The organism is Komarekiella delphini-convector SJRDD-AB1 (genome assembly GCF_014831675.1).
GTDB lineage: Bacteria > Cyanobacteriota > Cyanobacteriia > Cyanobacteriales > Nostocaceae > Komarekiella.
Map to the genome: position 1 here is coordinate 23,077 of NZ_VJXY01000016.1, position 16,173 is coordinate 39,249.

The window sequence follows — 16,173 nt, forward strand, 5'->3', positions numbered from 1 at the left end:
ATGAACACAAAATCTTTAAGTAAAAAGGTAATGAATAATAATTCTTGTTAGCTGATAACTATTCTTGTGAGTTATACCAGGTTAATATACCTCCTAAAAAGACGATCGCAGCTAATCCTAGAAAAACAGCCTGTAATCCCACAAAAGTTTCTGCTATGCCTGCTAATGCCAAAGGTAAGGATAGAGCAATATTAATCACATTATTTTGCAGACCAAAGACTTTTCCACGCATTTCTGGCGGGGTTTCTGTTTGGATAGCGGTTTGCATGGGAATACCTATTAGTGCCCCAAAGATACCCACCAGGGCCACTAATAGCAGGACTACCCAAAGATGCGTTGTAAATATTGATAGACCAATCAGAGATCCTGCCATACCTAAACAACCACACAGACTTAATTGGCTATAAGAGAAGCGTTGCCCAAATTGACCAAGAATTGTTGCTCCAGCAGCAATGCCAACGCCGCCAGCTGCTAGTAAAAAGCCGAACTGGGAGGCTTTTAAATGAGGAATTACTTCTGCCATCCGAACTGCTAGAACAGTTAATGCTGCAAACACAGAAAATAAGATGATCAGTTGAAGCAAGGCATTGCGGACACGATAATTTGCTTTGAGGTAGCCAAAACCGTCCCGCAGGTCAGAGAATACGTGAGGGAATTCTGTTTCGGGAGCGTGAGATTTTTCCTTAGTTGCCAAAAGAAACAAAATTAATCCAGCGATCGCATAACTGCCACCTACTAAAAGTTCTTTACCTAGTCCACCATTACCACCGAGTTGCAGCCAAATTTGATCAGCGATCGCCAATAGCGGTTCTCCCACAGCAAAGCCAACAATCACCGATGCCATCATTGTCGTTGTGTAAAGGGAGTTAGCAGAGAGTAAATGCTGTTCTTCTACTACTAAGGGAATTGCTGCCTGTTCTGCTGGTGCAAAAAACTGTGTCAGTGTGGAAACTAAAAAAGTTACACCCAAGATGATGCCAAAACTGAGTGGTAACATTCCTATGGGTTTCCAATCATGAGTCAACCATAGTAGGAAAGGAATTGCTAAAACCAGGATGCCACGCCAAGCATTTGTTGCCACCAACACAGCTTTTTTCGACCAGCGATCTACAAACACACCAGCGACAGAACCAAACAGCACAGCAGGAATGGTAAAAGCCATCATTAATGCTGACACCCAACCACTAATACTCTGATTGCCTGTTTGAAACTGACTATGAATCAAGCCAATCATCAGTACCAAATATACTTTATCAGCAAGTTGGCAAAAAACTTGACCACCCCAAAGAGCCAGGAAATTGGGATTTTTTAATACGGGTAAAAACCCTAAATGTTTTACATTTCCTGATGAAGCTTTTCCATCAGAACCAGACCCATCTAATTTCGGTGGTTCTTTTTCTGAGGTAGTTGTTACTGGTATTTGCTCATTGCTATCTACCTCAGCAGTATTTAATTGATCGTTAGATTGTTTTTCTGATTGACTTGGAACATCAGTTTTCGGTATTTCTGCCGTCCAGTTTTTATCGTTCTTAGAAACGTCTTTTGGAGACATTTCCTGGCTATGGATTTGACTGGGTATTGACTTGGGAACAGCACTCAAGTGATTGGTTACGGTAGGATCTGATGCTCTATTCTGTTTTTTGGCGTAGCTGGGTGACAAAGGCAGGATTCTTTTATCCAAATCAGATGGTTGCATCATGGTTGGCAGCAAAATAAGAGTCGATTAAGGTAGCAGAGCGAATAGGGCGACCTAAATGATACTGAGTATACTGGCGCAAAATATGCTCAACAGATAACCAGCCATAATCTTTGGCTGCATCCATTTGCATTATCTCTGGTTGCGACAGCTGCTGGAGCATTGCCAGTTCTATGGCACTCAAACGACAAGAAATCACAGGTATTTCTTGCCGATGGACAACAACTGTTTGATAAGCAGGTTTTGGAAGCGATGAGGTAATGGAGTGATTAAGTGGTTGAGGAAAAGATGAATTTCCGTGTGTCCCTCTCTCCTCTTCTCCCTGTCTTCTTGATCGTTCCCAGTTCTCTAAGCAAACCGTTCCACCAGCAGGGATGCTAAATCCTACCTGCCAGTTGGGGTCTGTAAAATCTGGCGTTAGGGGGCGCTGAGTTAGGCAACAGACTTGTACTTGAGGCGTTAGTCCTGCCAAAGCTAAAAGGTGAAATACCGCATGAGCTAGGTAAGCTAAGATGCTAGATATTTCCGTCTTGGGCAATGTCTCCAAGCGGCTGAGATGTTCATTGAGTATTTCATAAAGTTCTTCTTGGGGTTGTTCGCTCAAAGCTTGGCACAAAACTATTTCTGCTAAATACTGACTAGCAGCCAGTTTTCCTAAGTCTTTAGCTAAACCTGGATAAGTTTTTAACGTCTGTGCTTGAGTAATTTTATCAAGCGATCGCCCTTTGGCAATCAATAGTTCATTTACTACAAACATCCCACTCCTACCACCAAGGCTGGAGTTATGCTTACGTGCCCCAGGAGCAACTGCTCGAATCAGACCAAATTCTCGTGTCAAAATAGTCACTATTTTATCCGATTCTCCTAGCGCCTGGGTTTTGAGATTAATTCCAGTTGCTTTGTAGGTTCTACTCATGAGTCATTAGTCATTAGTGAGCCAGCGCGGTGAGTCTAAACTGCAAAGAGTTGAATTGCCAGCGTCGGGTTAATAGCGTAGCGGTAGCAAGTTATCATACCCCTGCGGAGAAGCAAGCTGTAGCGTCTCGCAGAGAGCGTCTAGCTGCGCTTTCCTCCAACGAACAGAATTTCTCGCAGGGAGATGCCTGTAGGGCTATAGGGCGAACGGAGTTTCCCGACTCAAAGCAAGTGGCGTTTTTGTAACCCAGGTGACTAGCGCTAGCACTGGCGCAAGCCTCTCATAAAGAAGCGGGGCACTCTTAGCGCACAGCAGTAGCCAATCATCAAGCATCACGAGCGTCATCTGTATGGGGCATTAGTCATTGGTGAGCTAGTGTAATCTTCTCTACGAGAAACTGCACCTTTTCTACGGAACGCTATGCGAACGCGGAGCGTCTCGTAGAGAAGGGATTTTCACCATGAACAACTGGCCTTAGTGTCAGCGTCAAGCCTGCGGCATAGCTTCTCTACAAGAGGCTGCACCAACGCTTAGAGCGACGTAGCGCAGGCGGAAACCGCCGTAGACGCCCAGAAGGCGGCTTGTCGGAGACATCTGAACTTTGTAACAGAGGAGAGTCACCCGAAGGATCATTAGGTTGAGGACGAAGAACAAATGACATTGATATTCAAACGGCTTACCGTTTCCCGTGTAAAATAGCGTCTTCGCAAGAGATAGCTAAGGTAGGAAAGAGAACAAAAGACAAGTAACTATTCACTCTTTTCCAGATTATCGCGCTGGCGGATCAAATCGATACCACGAGATGTACCTAATCTAGTAGCGCCCGCTAAGATTAAGTCTAGGGCTTGATTAACGGTGCGAATCCCACCTGATGCTTTAATGCCTACCCTTTCTTTTGCTACTTCCTTCAAAAGTTGTACATCTGCAACGGTAGCTCCACCATTCCAACCTGTACTGGTTTTTAAGAATGCCGCTCCCGCTTCCATAGATATTTCAGCTGCAAGTTTTTTCTCTGCATCCGTCAACAGGTTGGTTTCTAAAATTACTTTAATAGTTTGCCCTGTCGCTTCACAAATTTCGGCAATCTCTCGGTGGATTTCTTCTGTTTTGCCAGCTTTCAACCAGCCCAGATTGATTACCACATCTAGCTCAGTGGCTCCACTGTCTGTCGCTTCTTGAGCTTCATACAGTTTGACTGTTGAAGTCGTCGCACCAGCGGGAAAACCAATAACCGTACATACTTTTGGTTCTTTACCATGCAGAAGTTCGACTGCTTGTTTTACATAAGCGGGGTAAAGACAAACCGCCGCAAAATTAAATCTGTATGCTTCTTCACACCATTGCTCAACCTGCTCTGGGGTAGCTGTTGGCGTTAACAGGGCGTGATCAATAAATGGCGCAATATCAATTTCTGGATAGTCTGCTGCCATCGTTTCTTCTGCCAGTGATTGATTATTAAACTTTATAAAAAATTAAAACATTTCTTATATATATATTAAACCATATTTGTTACTAGTTTATCCTGAAAAGATTCTGGTGACTTAGTGTTGTATGAGGGTTTTCCAGATATTCTAGAATGACTGTGAGTATTTGAGTTCATAATTAGGCGATCGCCAGCCTAGGAAGCTAAGCAGTTTTTTTCTCGCTAGATGCTAAGAAGTCAAGAATAGTTTGAGCTAACGCCTTTGATGCCAAATATGGCACGCCATTACCAATAGTTTTAAACATATTCGTGAGCGACATCTGCCCTGGAAGCACAAAATTTGCAGGTAAAGATTGTATTGCTAAAGCTTCCGCCACAGAAATTCGACGAATTTTATAGGGATGCAAATGTACTTCATTATTTCCATAGCAAGCTGTTGGAGAGTAGCGCCATCTGTGCAAACGTTTGAAAGACTTCTTAGAATCATCTCCTTCATCAACAGCAGCAAATTTTGTGATGCCTGCTCTTGGTTTAAAATAATGTTCAGCATTCGGATGCTTCATCACATCATTTTTTCTAAACCAATATTCAACAGTTAGTTCTTGAGGGATGCCATCAGGACAATCCACTATAGAATCTGCTTTAAAAGGTTCGCACTTATGCCAAGGGTAGGAAAAAACTTTTTCTTTAGGATACAAAATGTGATTTTCCCAAGGAAAAACCCCTTCAGGTAGTAACTGTTCACTACCAATTTCTATATTTATATCCTGGATAAAATCATTGTGGAAGCCAACAAGAATAATTCTATCTCTATCTTGGGGTACACCAAATTCAATAGCATTAATTAAGCGTTCTGTTAATATATAGCCTGCTTGCTGTAACTGTTGCTTCAGTGATTCAAAGAATAAACGATGCTTTTTTGTTTTCCATAAACCCTTGACATTCTCAAATAAAAAGAAATCTGGAAGATTACGACAAATTAATTCAATATACGAAGCCGAAAGTTTGCCATTATCTCCTAAATGTCCTCTATTTTTCCCACCAATAGAAAAATCAGGACAGGGAGGCCCACCAATAAAACCTACAATAAAATTAGACTTGCGACAGTGTTTTACTAACTCCTCAAAACCTTGCCCTTGTATTCCTTGAGTAAGTTTGGTTACGTCTCCCGCTTCTCCGTCATGGTATCCGTATTCTGGCAATGTTAGGTTGAGAACCTTCCGTGAATATCGGTACGCTCCCATGAATGGGGAGAAAATTTCATTGACATAAACAATATTAAAACCGCAGTTTTCAAAACCTAAATCTAAAAAACCTGAGCCAGCAAAAAAGGAGAAGATGCAAGGGCGAACACTAGTCATTATTCTCAGCTGATTTCTAGCTTCACACAAAAAAGGCGCTAGGAAAAACTTTGCGCCTTTGCGCGAGATTATCCAACCGCCTTCTCAGCACAAACTACTTCAACCTGCTGTGCTTCTGGTAATAAACGCTTTACGCCTTGCTTAACAAACCCTTGCAGAAAAGCCATCTGCTGATTTTGCTGAAATACCTTTTGCAAAGTTTGTCGCAACTTATCCAAATTCAAAGCGTTTCCCGAATCTATAGCTACTTCCTGTTGTTGGAAATACTCAATTAGACTTAACCCTGCTACTCTGGTTAGATAAGCGGCACTTACTCCCTGCACCACGCCACCAGCAACAAAGGTGACGGCGTTACTTTTAAGGACAGTACCAACAGCCTTTGTAGAAAGTTCCACTAAACCGAGTTTCAGCATTAAACTTCCCATTGTTCCAGCAACAGCTTGCGCCTGTTCTAGGGAAAATTTCTGCTGGTATATATTGCCTAAATCCATTATCATCTGGGCATTAATAGCCGCCGTTGCCAAGATGTCAAGTGCTGGGACTGGGTTAGCAAAGGCAGCAGCAGCAGCTATCCACTGATATTGTTCTATAACTGGGGTGGCGCGATCGCGTCTGGTTTCATTCAGCCAGCTTTTCGCCTCAGCTTTTAGCAATCTGGCTTTTCTCATGGTAGTTACCCACACCAGGCGTTGTCCTTGGTGTGCTAAAACTTCGCCTAATTGCTGTGTCAATTGCTGGATATCTGGCGTTGGTTGTTCCAGCCATTCTTGCATAGAGCCATCAGCCTCATGCTTCCGTACTTTGATGGGAATGGGAGAAACCGCAGTTGCGACGACATTTCCTTGAAGCCGCTGTTTTAATGACAGCAAGATGCTGGCGCGTTCATCTACTAAATACTGGTCTTGTTTGTTAAAAACTAAGATTGTGGGCTGATTGGCTGCCTTTAGCTGCTGTAGACTTTGAAATTCTGAGTCTGTCAAATCACCGTTTGTCACGAACAAGACAAAATCAGATTTTGCTACTTCTGCTAAAACAGCTGCATCTGACATATCACCTGCTTCTCTAAACAAAGGTGCTGTCTCTTGAAAGTTAACTTTTGCGTGAATTTCTTGGCAACTGCTAGACTTGAGCACTTGAATTAAAGCGCTTTTCCCTACGGATTTACCGCCAGTAACAGCTAGTTTAATTTCTTGCCTGTCTAATTCCAACGGCAATTCGGCAATTTGTTTTTGCAGTGTCTCTAAGGCTGTGTGGTTTTCTGCTTCTTGTGCCAGTTGGTTAATTACAGCTTCAGCTTTGGCAATCGCACTTTCCACGGTTGACCGATCCACAAGCATACCATCTAGCTGTTCTAAACTGCCTTTCGGGCGATTTTGCTGTAATAACCATAAACCACCGCCAACAGCTAAGGTGCTCAATAAACTAAACTCACCCAGCTGTACTATTGAATGATGCCAACTTTCTAGCATCCACAGAAAAAAGGACAGTCCCAGTCCTCCTACTAAAATTGGTCGCTGCAACTTCACAACCATGTTTCTCCGCCCTTTTTGGAAGGTTCCTACTTCAGAATAGATCAAAATAAAACAAAATCCCCCAACCTTTACAGATTGGAGGAATTTGTTTGATCTTTTATTTGGTGGCGGGAAGTGGATTTGAACCACTGACCTTCGGGTTATGAGCCCGACGAGCTACCAGGCTGCTCTATCCCGCGTCGTTTCTTGACTTTTCTAGTTTAACCCAAAGTCAAAAGTTTGGCAACTACAAAAACGATAATTCACCAATAACTTCTAAACGCTTGTATTTTCCTAAAGTCATAAACTTTTCTGACAAACTTTCTGCCGCACTAGGACTAATCCAGCCCATTTGCTGGAGCAAGTGGATAGCAACGGCATATTTTGCTCTTTTTGCCCCATCCATGACTTTAATCGCCAATCCCATACCCTCCCCAAGTCTACCAATGCACTGCACGCCTTCAGCACCGGCTTTACTTACTAGTTCTCCTGGAGTTAAGCGCATCAATTCCGTATCAAATTCTCCATCTCCTGCCACCATAGCTGGGTGATGAGTCATAGCACGGACAATACGCTCCATATCTAAATTGGTACTAGAAGCTAGCAGAGCATATAAAGACGCCATGTGACCGAGTTGCATCAAATAGGTTGGTGCGCCACAATCGTCATGAGCGCTGATAAATTCTTCTGCTGGCATTCGCAGTAACTCTGACACTTTGCCCAAAATCAACTGCTGTATCGGGTGCTTGCGTTCCAAGTAGTTATTTAAAGGCCAATGGCGTTGTTGACAAACGGCTAACATTCCCGCATGTTTCCCAGAGCAATTGTATTCTAGAGGACTTCGTTTGCCTTCAGGAACCGGACATTGGAGTACCGAAGGGTCAAGATCGGTTCGCCAAAGGATGTTAAATACTTGTCGTACTTGCTCTATTGTTCCTTTGTGGGAACTTGTGATAATTGCCAAGTCGCGATCGCTAAGATCGTAGCGTTCCAATGTACCTGTAGCTGTGACGGCGAGTGCTTGAAATGGCTTGAGCGCTGAACGGACAAACGCAGCTGTTTCTGAGTTGCCGGCAACAGTTAGAACCCGTCCTCGTTCGTCGCATACAACAGCCTGGACTATATGCCTCGATTCAATAATACCTTCCCGCAGTAACCGGACTTCCAGTGCTGTGGCTTGAGTTCGTTTTCCCATTGTCATGGGTTAAAATTTATCACTATTTTATTATTTGTCATTAGTCATTTATCCTACCTTGCGGTGAGCCGCTAAGGCGTTTATGTCATTTGTTTTTCATGAATGACTACTGACCACTGACTAATGACTATTTACAACAAACGCCAAACTATAGTACCAATAAGAAACAATCCAGCCAAGCCAGCAGAGGTAAATTGTAACCGTCGCAGAATGGGTTTGATTCCATACGTAACAATCAAGCGATCGCGGTCAAGGATTTCCAGGGGCTTTGTCCAAGTTTGACCATCGTACCAACCTGACTCTTCATAAAATACTGTGGGACTATAGAGGCGATCGCGCACGTAGAACCAGCCTAAGTACAAACGTACCAGTGCTAGTACCACTCCTACACTCGCTCCGGCTGCACCACAAAGCATAAAATGAGCAATATACTTATGTGGTGGAAAACTTGCCGCTGCTACCGGCCCTGCTACCAGCCATGATAAACTCCAAATCCAAACTATTTTCGTAATATACTTACGCCAATTTAAGGTGCTATCACGAAACAGCCAAGAAGTTTTTAACTCTTCGTACTCGTTTAGAGGTTGTTGTTCTGTAGGAACAGGGCAATTGGAAACCGAGGACTTAATCACGTTGGCTTACCTCCTCCGTCATCGGATTTTGGCAGCGAAATTCGTTCTGCATGAATCCAAAACGCTTCTAAATTGTAAAACTCCCGCTCCTTAGGCATCATGATGTGAACAATCACATCGCCGTAGTCTTGTAAAACCCAACTCCCATCGGCTTTTCCTTCTGTCCTCAAGGGACGCCTTTGCCACTCATTTTCGACTTTTTCTTCAATTGCTTCGGCGATCGCCCTTACCTGTACCCGAGAATAGCCAGTCATCATCACAAAGTAATCTGCCAGGTAAGATACATCTGCCATTCTGAGCAACAAGATATCACCCGCTTTGCGATCTGATGCGGCTTCAGCGATGGTTGCAGCTAATTTTCCACTCGAATCTTCGGTTTCAGAGGGACTTCTCACCGCATTATTCATCACTGAGACAGATTGTAATTGGAAATCTCCTTGGAAATAATCAGACATTAAACCTCAGGTGCTTTCTTCCTTTTGTAACAATTCTTGACAACTACTTACAAACAACAAACAATTGAACTGCAACTGTGTAAATAGGTTTTTTTGAATACTAACAAAAAAACAGGTGTTTATGCGGCTAGTTATCTAATTGAATTAGTTGTTGAGGTTTCGACACAAGAAGCACCAATTACAAGTCAATATTATGCTAAGATCAAACACACAAGGGCTTTCCAGTAAGAAGTTTTGGGATAGTGCAGACTAATCAAACAGTCTGACATCTAAAGCTTGTAATTCGCGGGTATCGCCGCAGCCAGGTTTTAGGTCATTTACTAAAAATTACGATAGAACACAGCAGACTCATGCGTAGTCTGCTTAAAGTGTAATTGCTATGGAAGTTCTGAGTCGGCGTTTAGCTTGTTATATTTCTTTACTTCAACTTCTAAGCCAAATAAACATTTTTGTATCCCACATTACCTAACTAATACCGCTACGGGGCATCCTTAGTAAGTCCATTTGAGAGGTTTAGCAATTGTCTGTTTAGATTAAGGCTAGGACACTAGAGCGCCCCTAGTATATAGGCAAAACAAATAGTTTTCCCACAGCCTCAAGGAAGTGAAGCCGTGGGATTTTTGGTAGAGTTTGCGATTTTTAAGACTGTGAATCCAATGAGGACACTGATCAGCAATCTAACTCAATCAGGTAGATTAAACTTCCTGTTTCGTCACTGTTGTGGACTTAATTACTCTGCTATCTGCTATTAGTGAGTAACACAATGTCTCGTATTGATTTAATGCTTGCTCAAAAGCATAATGCTCAACGGCATATTGACGACTTTTATAACCTAGAGTTTTAACTTTTTCTGGGTTTTGGTACAAGTCTAAAACTGCCATTGCTAAAGTTTGAGGATCTTCTGGAGGAACGATAACTCCGCCGCCACTTTGCCTGATAGCTCTGGCTGCTGTACCATTATCTGGCACAGACGCAACCAATGCTCGACCACTGGCTAATAGCACTTGAATTTTTGATGGCATGTTGAAAGATACAACATTTTTCTTTTGCACCACCAAACCGACATCCGCAGCTGCTAACATCTGTGGTAAATATTTACGGGGTTGAAACGGCAGTAGTAAAACGTTATCTGCCCCGCAGTCTAGACATTCCTGTTGCAATCGCTGTAAACCTTTTGCCTCTCCAACGATTACAAATGCAATATCTGGGATGTGGCGCAACAAAGAAGCCGCTTTGATAACACTTTCTAAGCCTTGAGTCAGAGCAATGTTACCAGAATATAGAACTACAAATTTGCCATTCAGATTGTGTGCTGCACGGAAAGGATTATCTTCTTTGGGCAAGGGGCGGATGAAATTTACATCAACCCAATTGGGAATTTGCACAATTTTGTTAGCTTCGACGCCCTTAGACTGCAAATTATCCACAAACCCATCAGCGATGACGCTAATTTTACTAGCGGTATGATAAGCAAATTTTTCTAATACCGTAAACAATTTGATCAAAAATTTATTTTTCAGTAGACCGACATGTACAGCGGCTTCCGGTAATATATCTTGTAAATTTAAGATTACAGGGCAAGCACGTAACAATCCTAAAAGAGCAGCTGGTACACAAACTGGCAGGGATGGCGAAGTCGAGAGGATAACATCTGGACGCCAGCCAATGAGAGCGGGCACAAAACTGCTAACAACGAAACTAGCATCTAGCAATACCCTATCTAGCAAGTTAGGCTGCGGGCGAATCCAAACATAACTGCGTTGGATTTGAACACCATTTTTGTATTCTGTGAGATACCATTTGCCTCGATAGCCCTGGTAAATTTGACGCTCAGGGTAATTGGGCATAGCAGTGACTACGCGCACATGGTGTCCACGCCTAACTAATCCCTCTGCTAATTCAGTCATCAGCGGAGCAATACCAATAGGTTCTGGATAGTAGTTGTAGGAGTAAATCAAAATCCGCATAAATAATAAGTCAGAAGTACCCCGGTTTTTTTATTTAATGACAACATTTGTCTTAAATATCGTTTGGTGCTTAGAAGCGCCTATGTTTAATTGTGTCTTCAGACTCTTTTAATGTCAGGGATTTTAATTAAAGATTGAGTAAAATTTGATATTGCGTACTAAAGTAGCTATGATATTTTTTTTACAATTAAAATATTAATTTAAGTATTAATTTATGATTTATGCTTAAGTATAAACCCTGTGCTTGTTAGTTAAATAGACTCTCAATGTTAATTAAAGAGCTTAATTAAAAGTTGAGAAATTAGGGTCAAACACTTCAGTGGAATTCAAAATCACTGAAGTTATATACTATTTAGCGAAAAGCTAGATACAGATTACTCTTTTATTTCCTACAAAATGAGGCTCTCAAAATTAGACGTTATAAGTAGGACGCTAATTCAAAGCGCCGGAAACTGGCGCTCTGACTTTTCTCAAAATTTCAAATTCCAGAACTCACTGAATTATTGTAAGGACTTCAAACAAGGACGTATTATGTCTCATGCTTACTCTCGCAGAGCTTGATTAGAATCAGGAAGAAATTGGAAAATGTGAAAAATCAATATAATGACTTTGGGCAAAATATTAAAGACTAATCAAAAAATCTATAACTTGAGTAAGTTTTTTCTAGGTAAATTTTTAAAGAAGCAGAAATTAAAAAAATATCTTTAGAATATTGCTGTAGTCACTTTTTGTATTTACCCAAGCCCAAAAGGGGCTTGGGCGTACCCAAATATTGTGGTGTTATGAGTTACCAACAAATTGCAAATAAGGTTAATAGGTTAAACAGCACCACTATTTTTGTGAAATAAGACAGCTACGGTTTTGAAAATCAGCTTTAAATCGTACAGTAAACTCCAATTTTGTTGATACTGCAAATCCAGGCGAATTACATCCTCAAAACTACGTACTGTAGAGCGACCATTCACTTGCCATTCGCCAGTCATACCGGGTTTAACATCTAAACGCTGCCACTCCGGTACTTCATAGCGTTCCACTTCATCAGGCGTGGGTGGTCTAGTACCTACTAAACTCATTTCTCCTTTTAGAACGTTCCAAAATTGGGGCAGTTCATCCAGACTAGTCCGCCGTAAAAAGCGTCCTACCCGCGTAATTCTGGGATCGTTTTCGTTCTTGAAGAAGGCACCTTGTACTTGGTTTTTGACTTGGGATTTCTTCGCTTCTGCATCCACACACATAGAGCGAAATTTCCAAATCTCAAAACGCTTCCCCATCCAACCACAGCGGATTTGACTAAAGAAAAGGGGGCCGGGATCATCGATTTGAATAGCGATCGCAATCGGAATCAACAAAATTCCTGTGATTACTAAACCTACCAGTGACCCAATAATGTCTATGAACCGTTTCATCCAAGATCCCACAGAAGGATGAGTGGTGGGTAACTGCTCTACTTGACGCGAAGCTTTTCTAAGCAATTCTACGCCACTTGGTTGTTCTATTAGCGATAGTTCACTAATAGATTCAATGGAAAAAACCTGATCCAATCCTGTAAGTTTTAGGACTGACATAACTTGAGGAGTAACATTCCTCAGTATTAATGTCATACCTTTTTCCTGGGCGTATTTAAAATTACTTACCAGCGCACCTAAACCACTACTATCCATAAAAGTAGTTTGGTGAAAGTCAATGATGATTTGCTTAGGATGGGAATTGGACTGGGTTAAGCCTTGGCAGGTTTGCTTGAAGCCTACAGCCTCCAGCACGCTCAACCGTGCGGGCACCTGCACTATAGCCGTGTCGTTTAGGGAAGTAACTGGAAAATCTACCTCAATGGGTTGGCTAGTCATGAAGCTCTGCACTTTCGTTGCCATGTATAATGTAATCTGCCAAACATTATTTTGTCCTAAAAGATTGCCTAACCGGATGTTAAATCAGTAGGAATAAGGACTAAACGCTAGTTGCTTGGGGTGGGATTAGAAATCGCTAGCGACGATTCACAATAGAATAAAAAGCCAAAAAAAGAACAGAAGCCAAAAAATATACTTGCTGTTGTGCCGACGCAACGCGATCGCGTTGCTCTCCTCAAATGATTTCTAAAACTACAATTACACCCACTGCACGCCTGGTCGAGGTATTTTCTGCCATTCAAGGGGAAGGACTGAATGTAGGGACGCGTCAGATTTTTATTCGCTTTGCTCTTTGTGACTTGCGCTGTCACTTTTGTGACAGCGCCAACACTTGGAATGCACCCGCTACCTGTAGGATAGAGCGATCGCCAGGACTACGCGACTTTGAAATTCACTCTAATCCTGTCTCACTACCCATATTAATAGAATTAGTTGAAAGGCAAAATCTACCTTGTCTACACGATAGCATTAGCTTAACTGGGGGCGAACCACTTCTTCACGCTTCCTTCTTGACGGAATTTCTACCCCAAATCCGAGCCATAACTGGTCTACCTGTATACCTAGAAACTGGCGGACATCGCCCAGAACAACTCGCTATGATTCTCCCCTACTTAGACTCTGTAGGTATGGATTTCAAACTGCCTAGTGTCAGCGGTGAAAGTCATTGGCAAGAACATGCAAAATTTCTTCAATTATGTCAAGATACGCATTTAAATGTTTTTGTCAAGATAATTGTTTCTCAAAAGACAGACCCAGGCGAGTTGGAACGCTCAGCTTTGTTGGTAGCAGGCGTGAGTCAAGACATTCCAGTATTTTTACAACCTGTTACGCCTTTGGTAGCCTCTGAACAATCCACTCAAATACCTGTACTTGCCCCATCTCCAGAGCAAGTTTTAATGTGGCAAGCCTTAATGAAGCGGTTTGTCAAGCAAGTGCGTGTAATTCCACAGACGCATAAAATGCTCAACCAACTATAGAAGCTTTTATGAAAAACTTGACCCACTCTTGAGACGGATTTGAGCATTGGGAAGAGTCAGTAATGCCCAATGCCCAAAGTTCGGAGGGCGGCTATTCTTCTCAACGCCACTTGCAGGATAGAGTTTCCTGTTGAGTTTTGATGAAAAAAGTCTGGATACTATCTTTTTCACCATTCTTGATGAAAACTTTAATGAGTTAAATCCGAGGAAACTCAACGGCGATGCAACAATTTTTGGTCTAGGCTTTGACCCTGATAAATTTGCGATCGCCTCCGACGGGGCGTAGCCCATCGCAGTTCATGGCAATTTCTATGTTTTTAATCAAATATTTTATGGGCGGGCATTGCCCACCCAACTGACTTTCTGCTTTCTAAAGACCACCTTCATTTGCAGCCCTAGATTTAGCTTTTACCTTATTGGCACTGCGTTTGAGGGCAGAGAGTCTTGCTTCATATTTAGACCGTTGGCGCTTGCTAGGAGTGTTATCAATCAGGGTTTTCAAGGCGCTACCTAAACTCTTGTAAGCATTGGGAAGGCTGTAACCAAAACGAGTTGCTAAGGCGATCGCTTTTTCGTCAGCATCGACCAATTCCGTGAGTTGCTTGCCTCCATTATTCTTTTGATAAAGTCGCCAGCCTGAGACACCACACAATGCCAAAGCTAACACTAGCAGCAATCCATCTTGTACCCACAACTCACCGACAGCACCACCTAAACCAATCGCTAGCGCTGCCATTTCCCAACCATCTTTGGGAATTGTGTCATTTTGCACGCGGGCGACTTCATGCCAGAACAGCAAATTACGCTGATCCATTGCGAGGGCATCCCATTTCACCAGATCAATTTGAATTTCTACCTGGTCTTTACCAATTTCTTCGCTACGGATCAGGGATGGATTGACCTCAGTTGTGCCTTCAACCGTGACCCAGCTCTGCAATTCTGGCGGTAGTAAGCCTTTCAACCGCCGGAGTTCACTCATTTCCGCTTTGGCAGAGGAGGTTGCATAGGATGTCATAAAATCCAGCCCTAGAAAAATTCAGTATATAGTGAGGGTATCACTTTGGAGTATAGCTATTTCAGTGATGATCTGCCTCACTCGGTGGGAAAACTTCCTCGCTTTTTTCGCGCTTCCATTGCTCTTTCCAGTAGTTCTAGTAATCCTGGAGCCTCTTCCTGAATACTGAGTAATAGTCTTTCCCCAAGTTCTAGATTTCCCGGGTCTTCACCTGTTTCCATCACTTCTTTCAGGCGAGGTATCGCTATGCTATCAACAATCTGAATTAATCCACTCAGACAACGGTGAAACTGTCTTTCTGTGAGAATCGAGTCTTCTAGCGGAAACTCAATAATGGCACGGATTTCCCCATCGGATGGGTCATACTCCCATTGCAACATTTTAGTTTCCCAAGAAATAGCTAGCATTGTCTGTAGGATAGCTCCCTTGTGAGGATGGTCTTGAATTCCTGCTAAAACTTGAGGGGCAAATACCCGGAAAAATTTTCCCTCTTCATCCAACTGGACAACTATCAGGAAGTCTTCTAGGTTATCAGCTTCCACCCCTGTTATAATTCGGTCTTCTTCGTCATCAAAACGGTAGTCCCAACCAAGGTTATCTAAGTACTTGGCAATCTGTTTAAGATTAGCTCCCATAAAGGCCTCATAAGGAACGGTGGAGCAGCTGTTACCAGACCTAGTTTAACCTGCTAGTGGCAGTTGCTTAGGTTGGTGCGGCTACTTCTCCTCACCTAGAAGTATGCAATAGAGCTTATGCCCATTTGTTGAGATGCGATTATTCAGTTTTTACTCAGGCGAAGAACGTAGACTATGAGCAAATTTTTTAAGTATTCTCTTAACTCAATTGGACTTCTGTAGGAATCCTAGCTTGGACTTTCCGCTACGCTGAGACTTCTATCCTTGTCATAAGTGAGTTCTCACAAATGCAAAGGACTGCTATGTGTCACGTTTATTTGATTATTTTTTTGAAAAATTAAACAAGATTTTGCTTTGTCTATCTTAACTATTAGCAAGTTTTGTAATGTAACGAGTAAAAAATACTTAAATTATATTTAGAGTTGCCAAGTTTTTATTTTGAGTAAAATAAAACCACTATAAATCACCTAAATTTTAATATTATCT

15 protein-coding genes and 1 tRNA gene are annotated in these 16,173 nt (G+C 42.3%); 2 read left to right on the forward strand and 14 right to left on the reverse strand.

Annotation, left to right across the window (positions count from 1 at the left end):
- Positions 1-58: 58 nt before the first annotated feature.
- The 12 genes from FNW02_RS15925 to FNW02_RS15985 form a co-directional block, all read right to left on the reverse strand.
- The gene (locus tag FNW02_RS15925) at positions 59-1,696 is read right to left on the reverse strand and encodes an MFS transporter (protein ID WP_191758602.1); all 1,638 of its coding nucleotides are present in this window, start codon (positions 1,694-1,696) and stop codon (positions 59-61) included.
- Positions 1,683-2,612 carry a DNA repair protein RecO gene (recO, locus tag FNW02_RS15930; RefSeq protein WP_191758496.1) on the reverse strand — a complete coding sequence of 310 codons (930 nt, stop codon included), beginning with the start codon at positions 2,610-2,612 and terminating at the stop codon, positions 1,683-1,685. Before recO ends, FNW02_RS15925 begins: the two co-directional genes overlap by 14 nt.
- A gap of 508 nt (positions 2,613-3,120) precedes the next feature.
- Entirely contained in the window at positions 3,121-3,273 is a 153-nt protein-coding gene (locus FNW02_RS15940; protein WP_191758498.1) for a hypothetical protein, read from the reverse strand.
- Between the two features lie 88 nt (positions 3,274-3,361).
- Positions 3,362-4,042, reverse strand: a complete 681-nt coding sequence (gene deoC / locus FNW02_RS15945; protein ID WP_191758499.1) for a deoxyribose-phosphate aldolase — start codon at positions 4,040-4,042, stop codon at positions 3,362-3,364.
- A 196-nt stretch (positions 4,043-4,238) separates the two neighbouring features.
- A complete protein-coding gene (locus FNW02_RS15950) occupies positions 4,239-5,396 on the reverse strand; it encodes a DNA cytosine methyltransferase (protein WP_191758500.1) in 1,158 nt (385 codons plus the stop codon).
- A 68-nt stretch (positions 5,397-5,464) separates the two neighbouring features.
- Positions 5,465-6,928 carry a YcjF family protein gene (locus FNW02_RS15955; RefSeq protein ID WP_191758501.1) on the reverse strand — a complete coding sequence of 488 codons (1,464 nt, stop codon included), beginning with the start codon at positions 6,926-6,928 and terminating at the stop codon, positions 5,465-5,467.
- A 102-nt stretch (positions 6,929-7,030) separates the two neighbouring features.
- Positions 7,031-7,107 (reverse strand) — tRNA-Met (locus FNW02_RS15960).
- A 47-nt stretch (positions 7,108-7,154) separates the two neighbouring features.
- Positions 7,155-8,108: an asparaginase gene (locus FNW02_RS15965; protein ID WP_191758502.1), complete on the reverse strand. Its 954-nt coding sequence runs from the start codon at positions 8,106-8,108 to the stop codon at positions 7,155-7,157.
- 125 nt (positions 8,109-8,233) lie between these two features.
- The gene (locus FNW02_RS15970; protein WP_191758503.1) at positions 8,234-8,734 is read right to left on the reverse strand and encodes a CGLD27 family protein; all 501 of its coding nucleotides are present in this window, start codon (positions 8,732-8,734) and stop codon (positions 8,234-8,236) included.
- Positions 8,731-9,189, reverse strand: coding sequence for a ribosome silencing factor (gene rsfS, locus FNW02_RS15975; protein WP_191758504.1), 459 nt, complete (start codon positions 9,187-9,189; stop codon positions 8,731-8,733). The genes FNW02_RS15970 and rsfS overlap by 4 nt, the downstream gene beginning before the upstream one ends.
- A gap of 695 nt (positions 9,190-9,884) precedes the next feature.
- Positions 9,885-11,156, reverse strand: coding sequence for a WcaI family glycosyltransferase (locus tag FNW02_RS15980; protein WP_191758505.1), 1,272 nt, complete (start codon positions 11,154-11,156; stop codon positions 9,885-9,887).
- Positions 11,157-11,974: 818 nt separating this feature from the next.
- Positions 11,975-13,024, reverse strand: coding sequence for an anti-sigma factor antagonist (locus FNW02_RS15985; RefSeq protein ID WP_191758506.1), 1,050 nt, complete (start codon positions 13,022-13,024; stop codon positions 11,975-11,977).
- Positions 13,025-13,239: 215 nt separating this feature from the next.
- Between FNW02_RS15985 and FNW02_RS15990 the strand changes: the two genes are divergently transcribed.
- Both FNW02_RS15990 and FNW02_RS15995 read left to right on the forward strand, forming a co-directional pair.
- A complete protein-coding gene (locus tag FNW02_RS15990; RefSeq protein WP_191758507.1) occupies positions 13,240-14,037 on the forward strand; it encodes a 7-carboxy-7-deazaguanine synthase QueE in 798 nt (265 codons plus the stop codon).
- Positions 14,038-14,167: 130 nt separating this feature from the next.
- Entirely contained in the window at positions 14,168-14,323 is a 156-nt protein-coding gene (locus tag FNW02_RS15995; RefSeq protein WP_191758508.1) for a hypothetical protein, read from the forward strand.
- A gap of 84 nt (positions 14,324-14,407) precedes the next feature.
- Here the strand turns inward: FNW02_RS15995 and FNW02_RS16000 are convergent, their stop codons facing one another.
- Both FNW02_RS16000 and FNW02_RS16005 read right to left on the reverse strand, forming a co-directional pair.
- Positions 14,408-15,052: a DUF3318 domain-containing protein gene (locus FNW02_RS16000; RefSeq protein ID WP_191758509.1), complete on the reverse strand. Its 645-nt coding sequence runs from the start codon at positions 15,050-15,052 to the stop codon at positions 14,408-14,410.
- Between the two features lie 77 nt (positions 15,053-15,129).
- Positions 15,130-15,687 (reverse strand): hypothetical protein, encoded by a 558-nt coding sequence (locus FNW02_RS16005; protein WP_191758510.1) that lies wholly within the window; start codon positions 15,685-15,687, stop codon positions 15,130-15,132.
- Between the last annotated feature and the right edge of the window lie 486 nt (positions 15,688-16,173).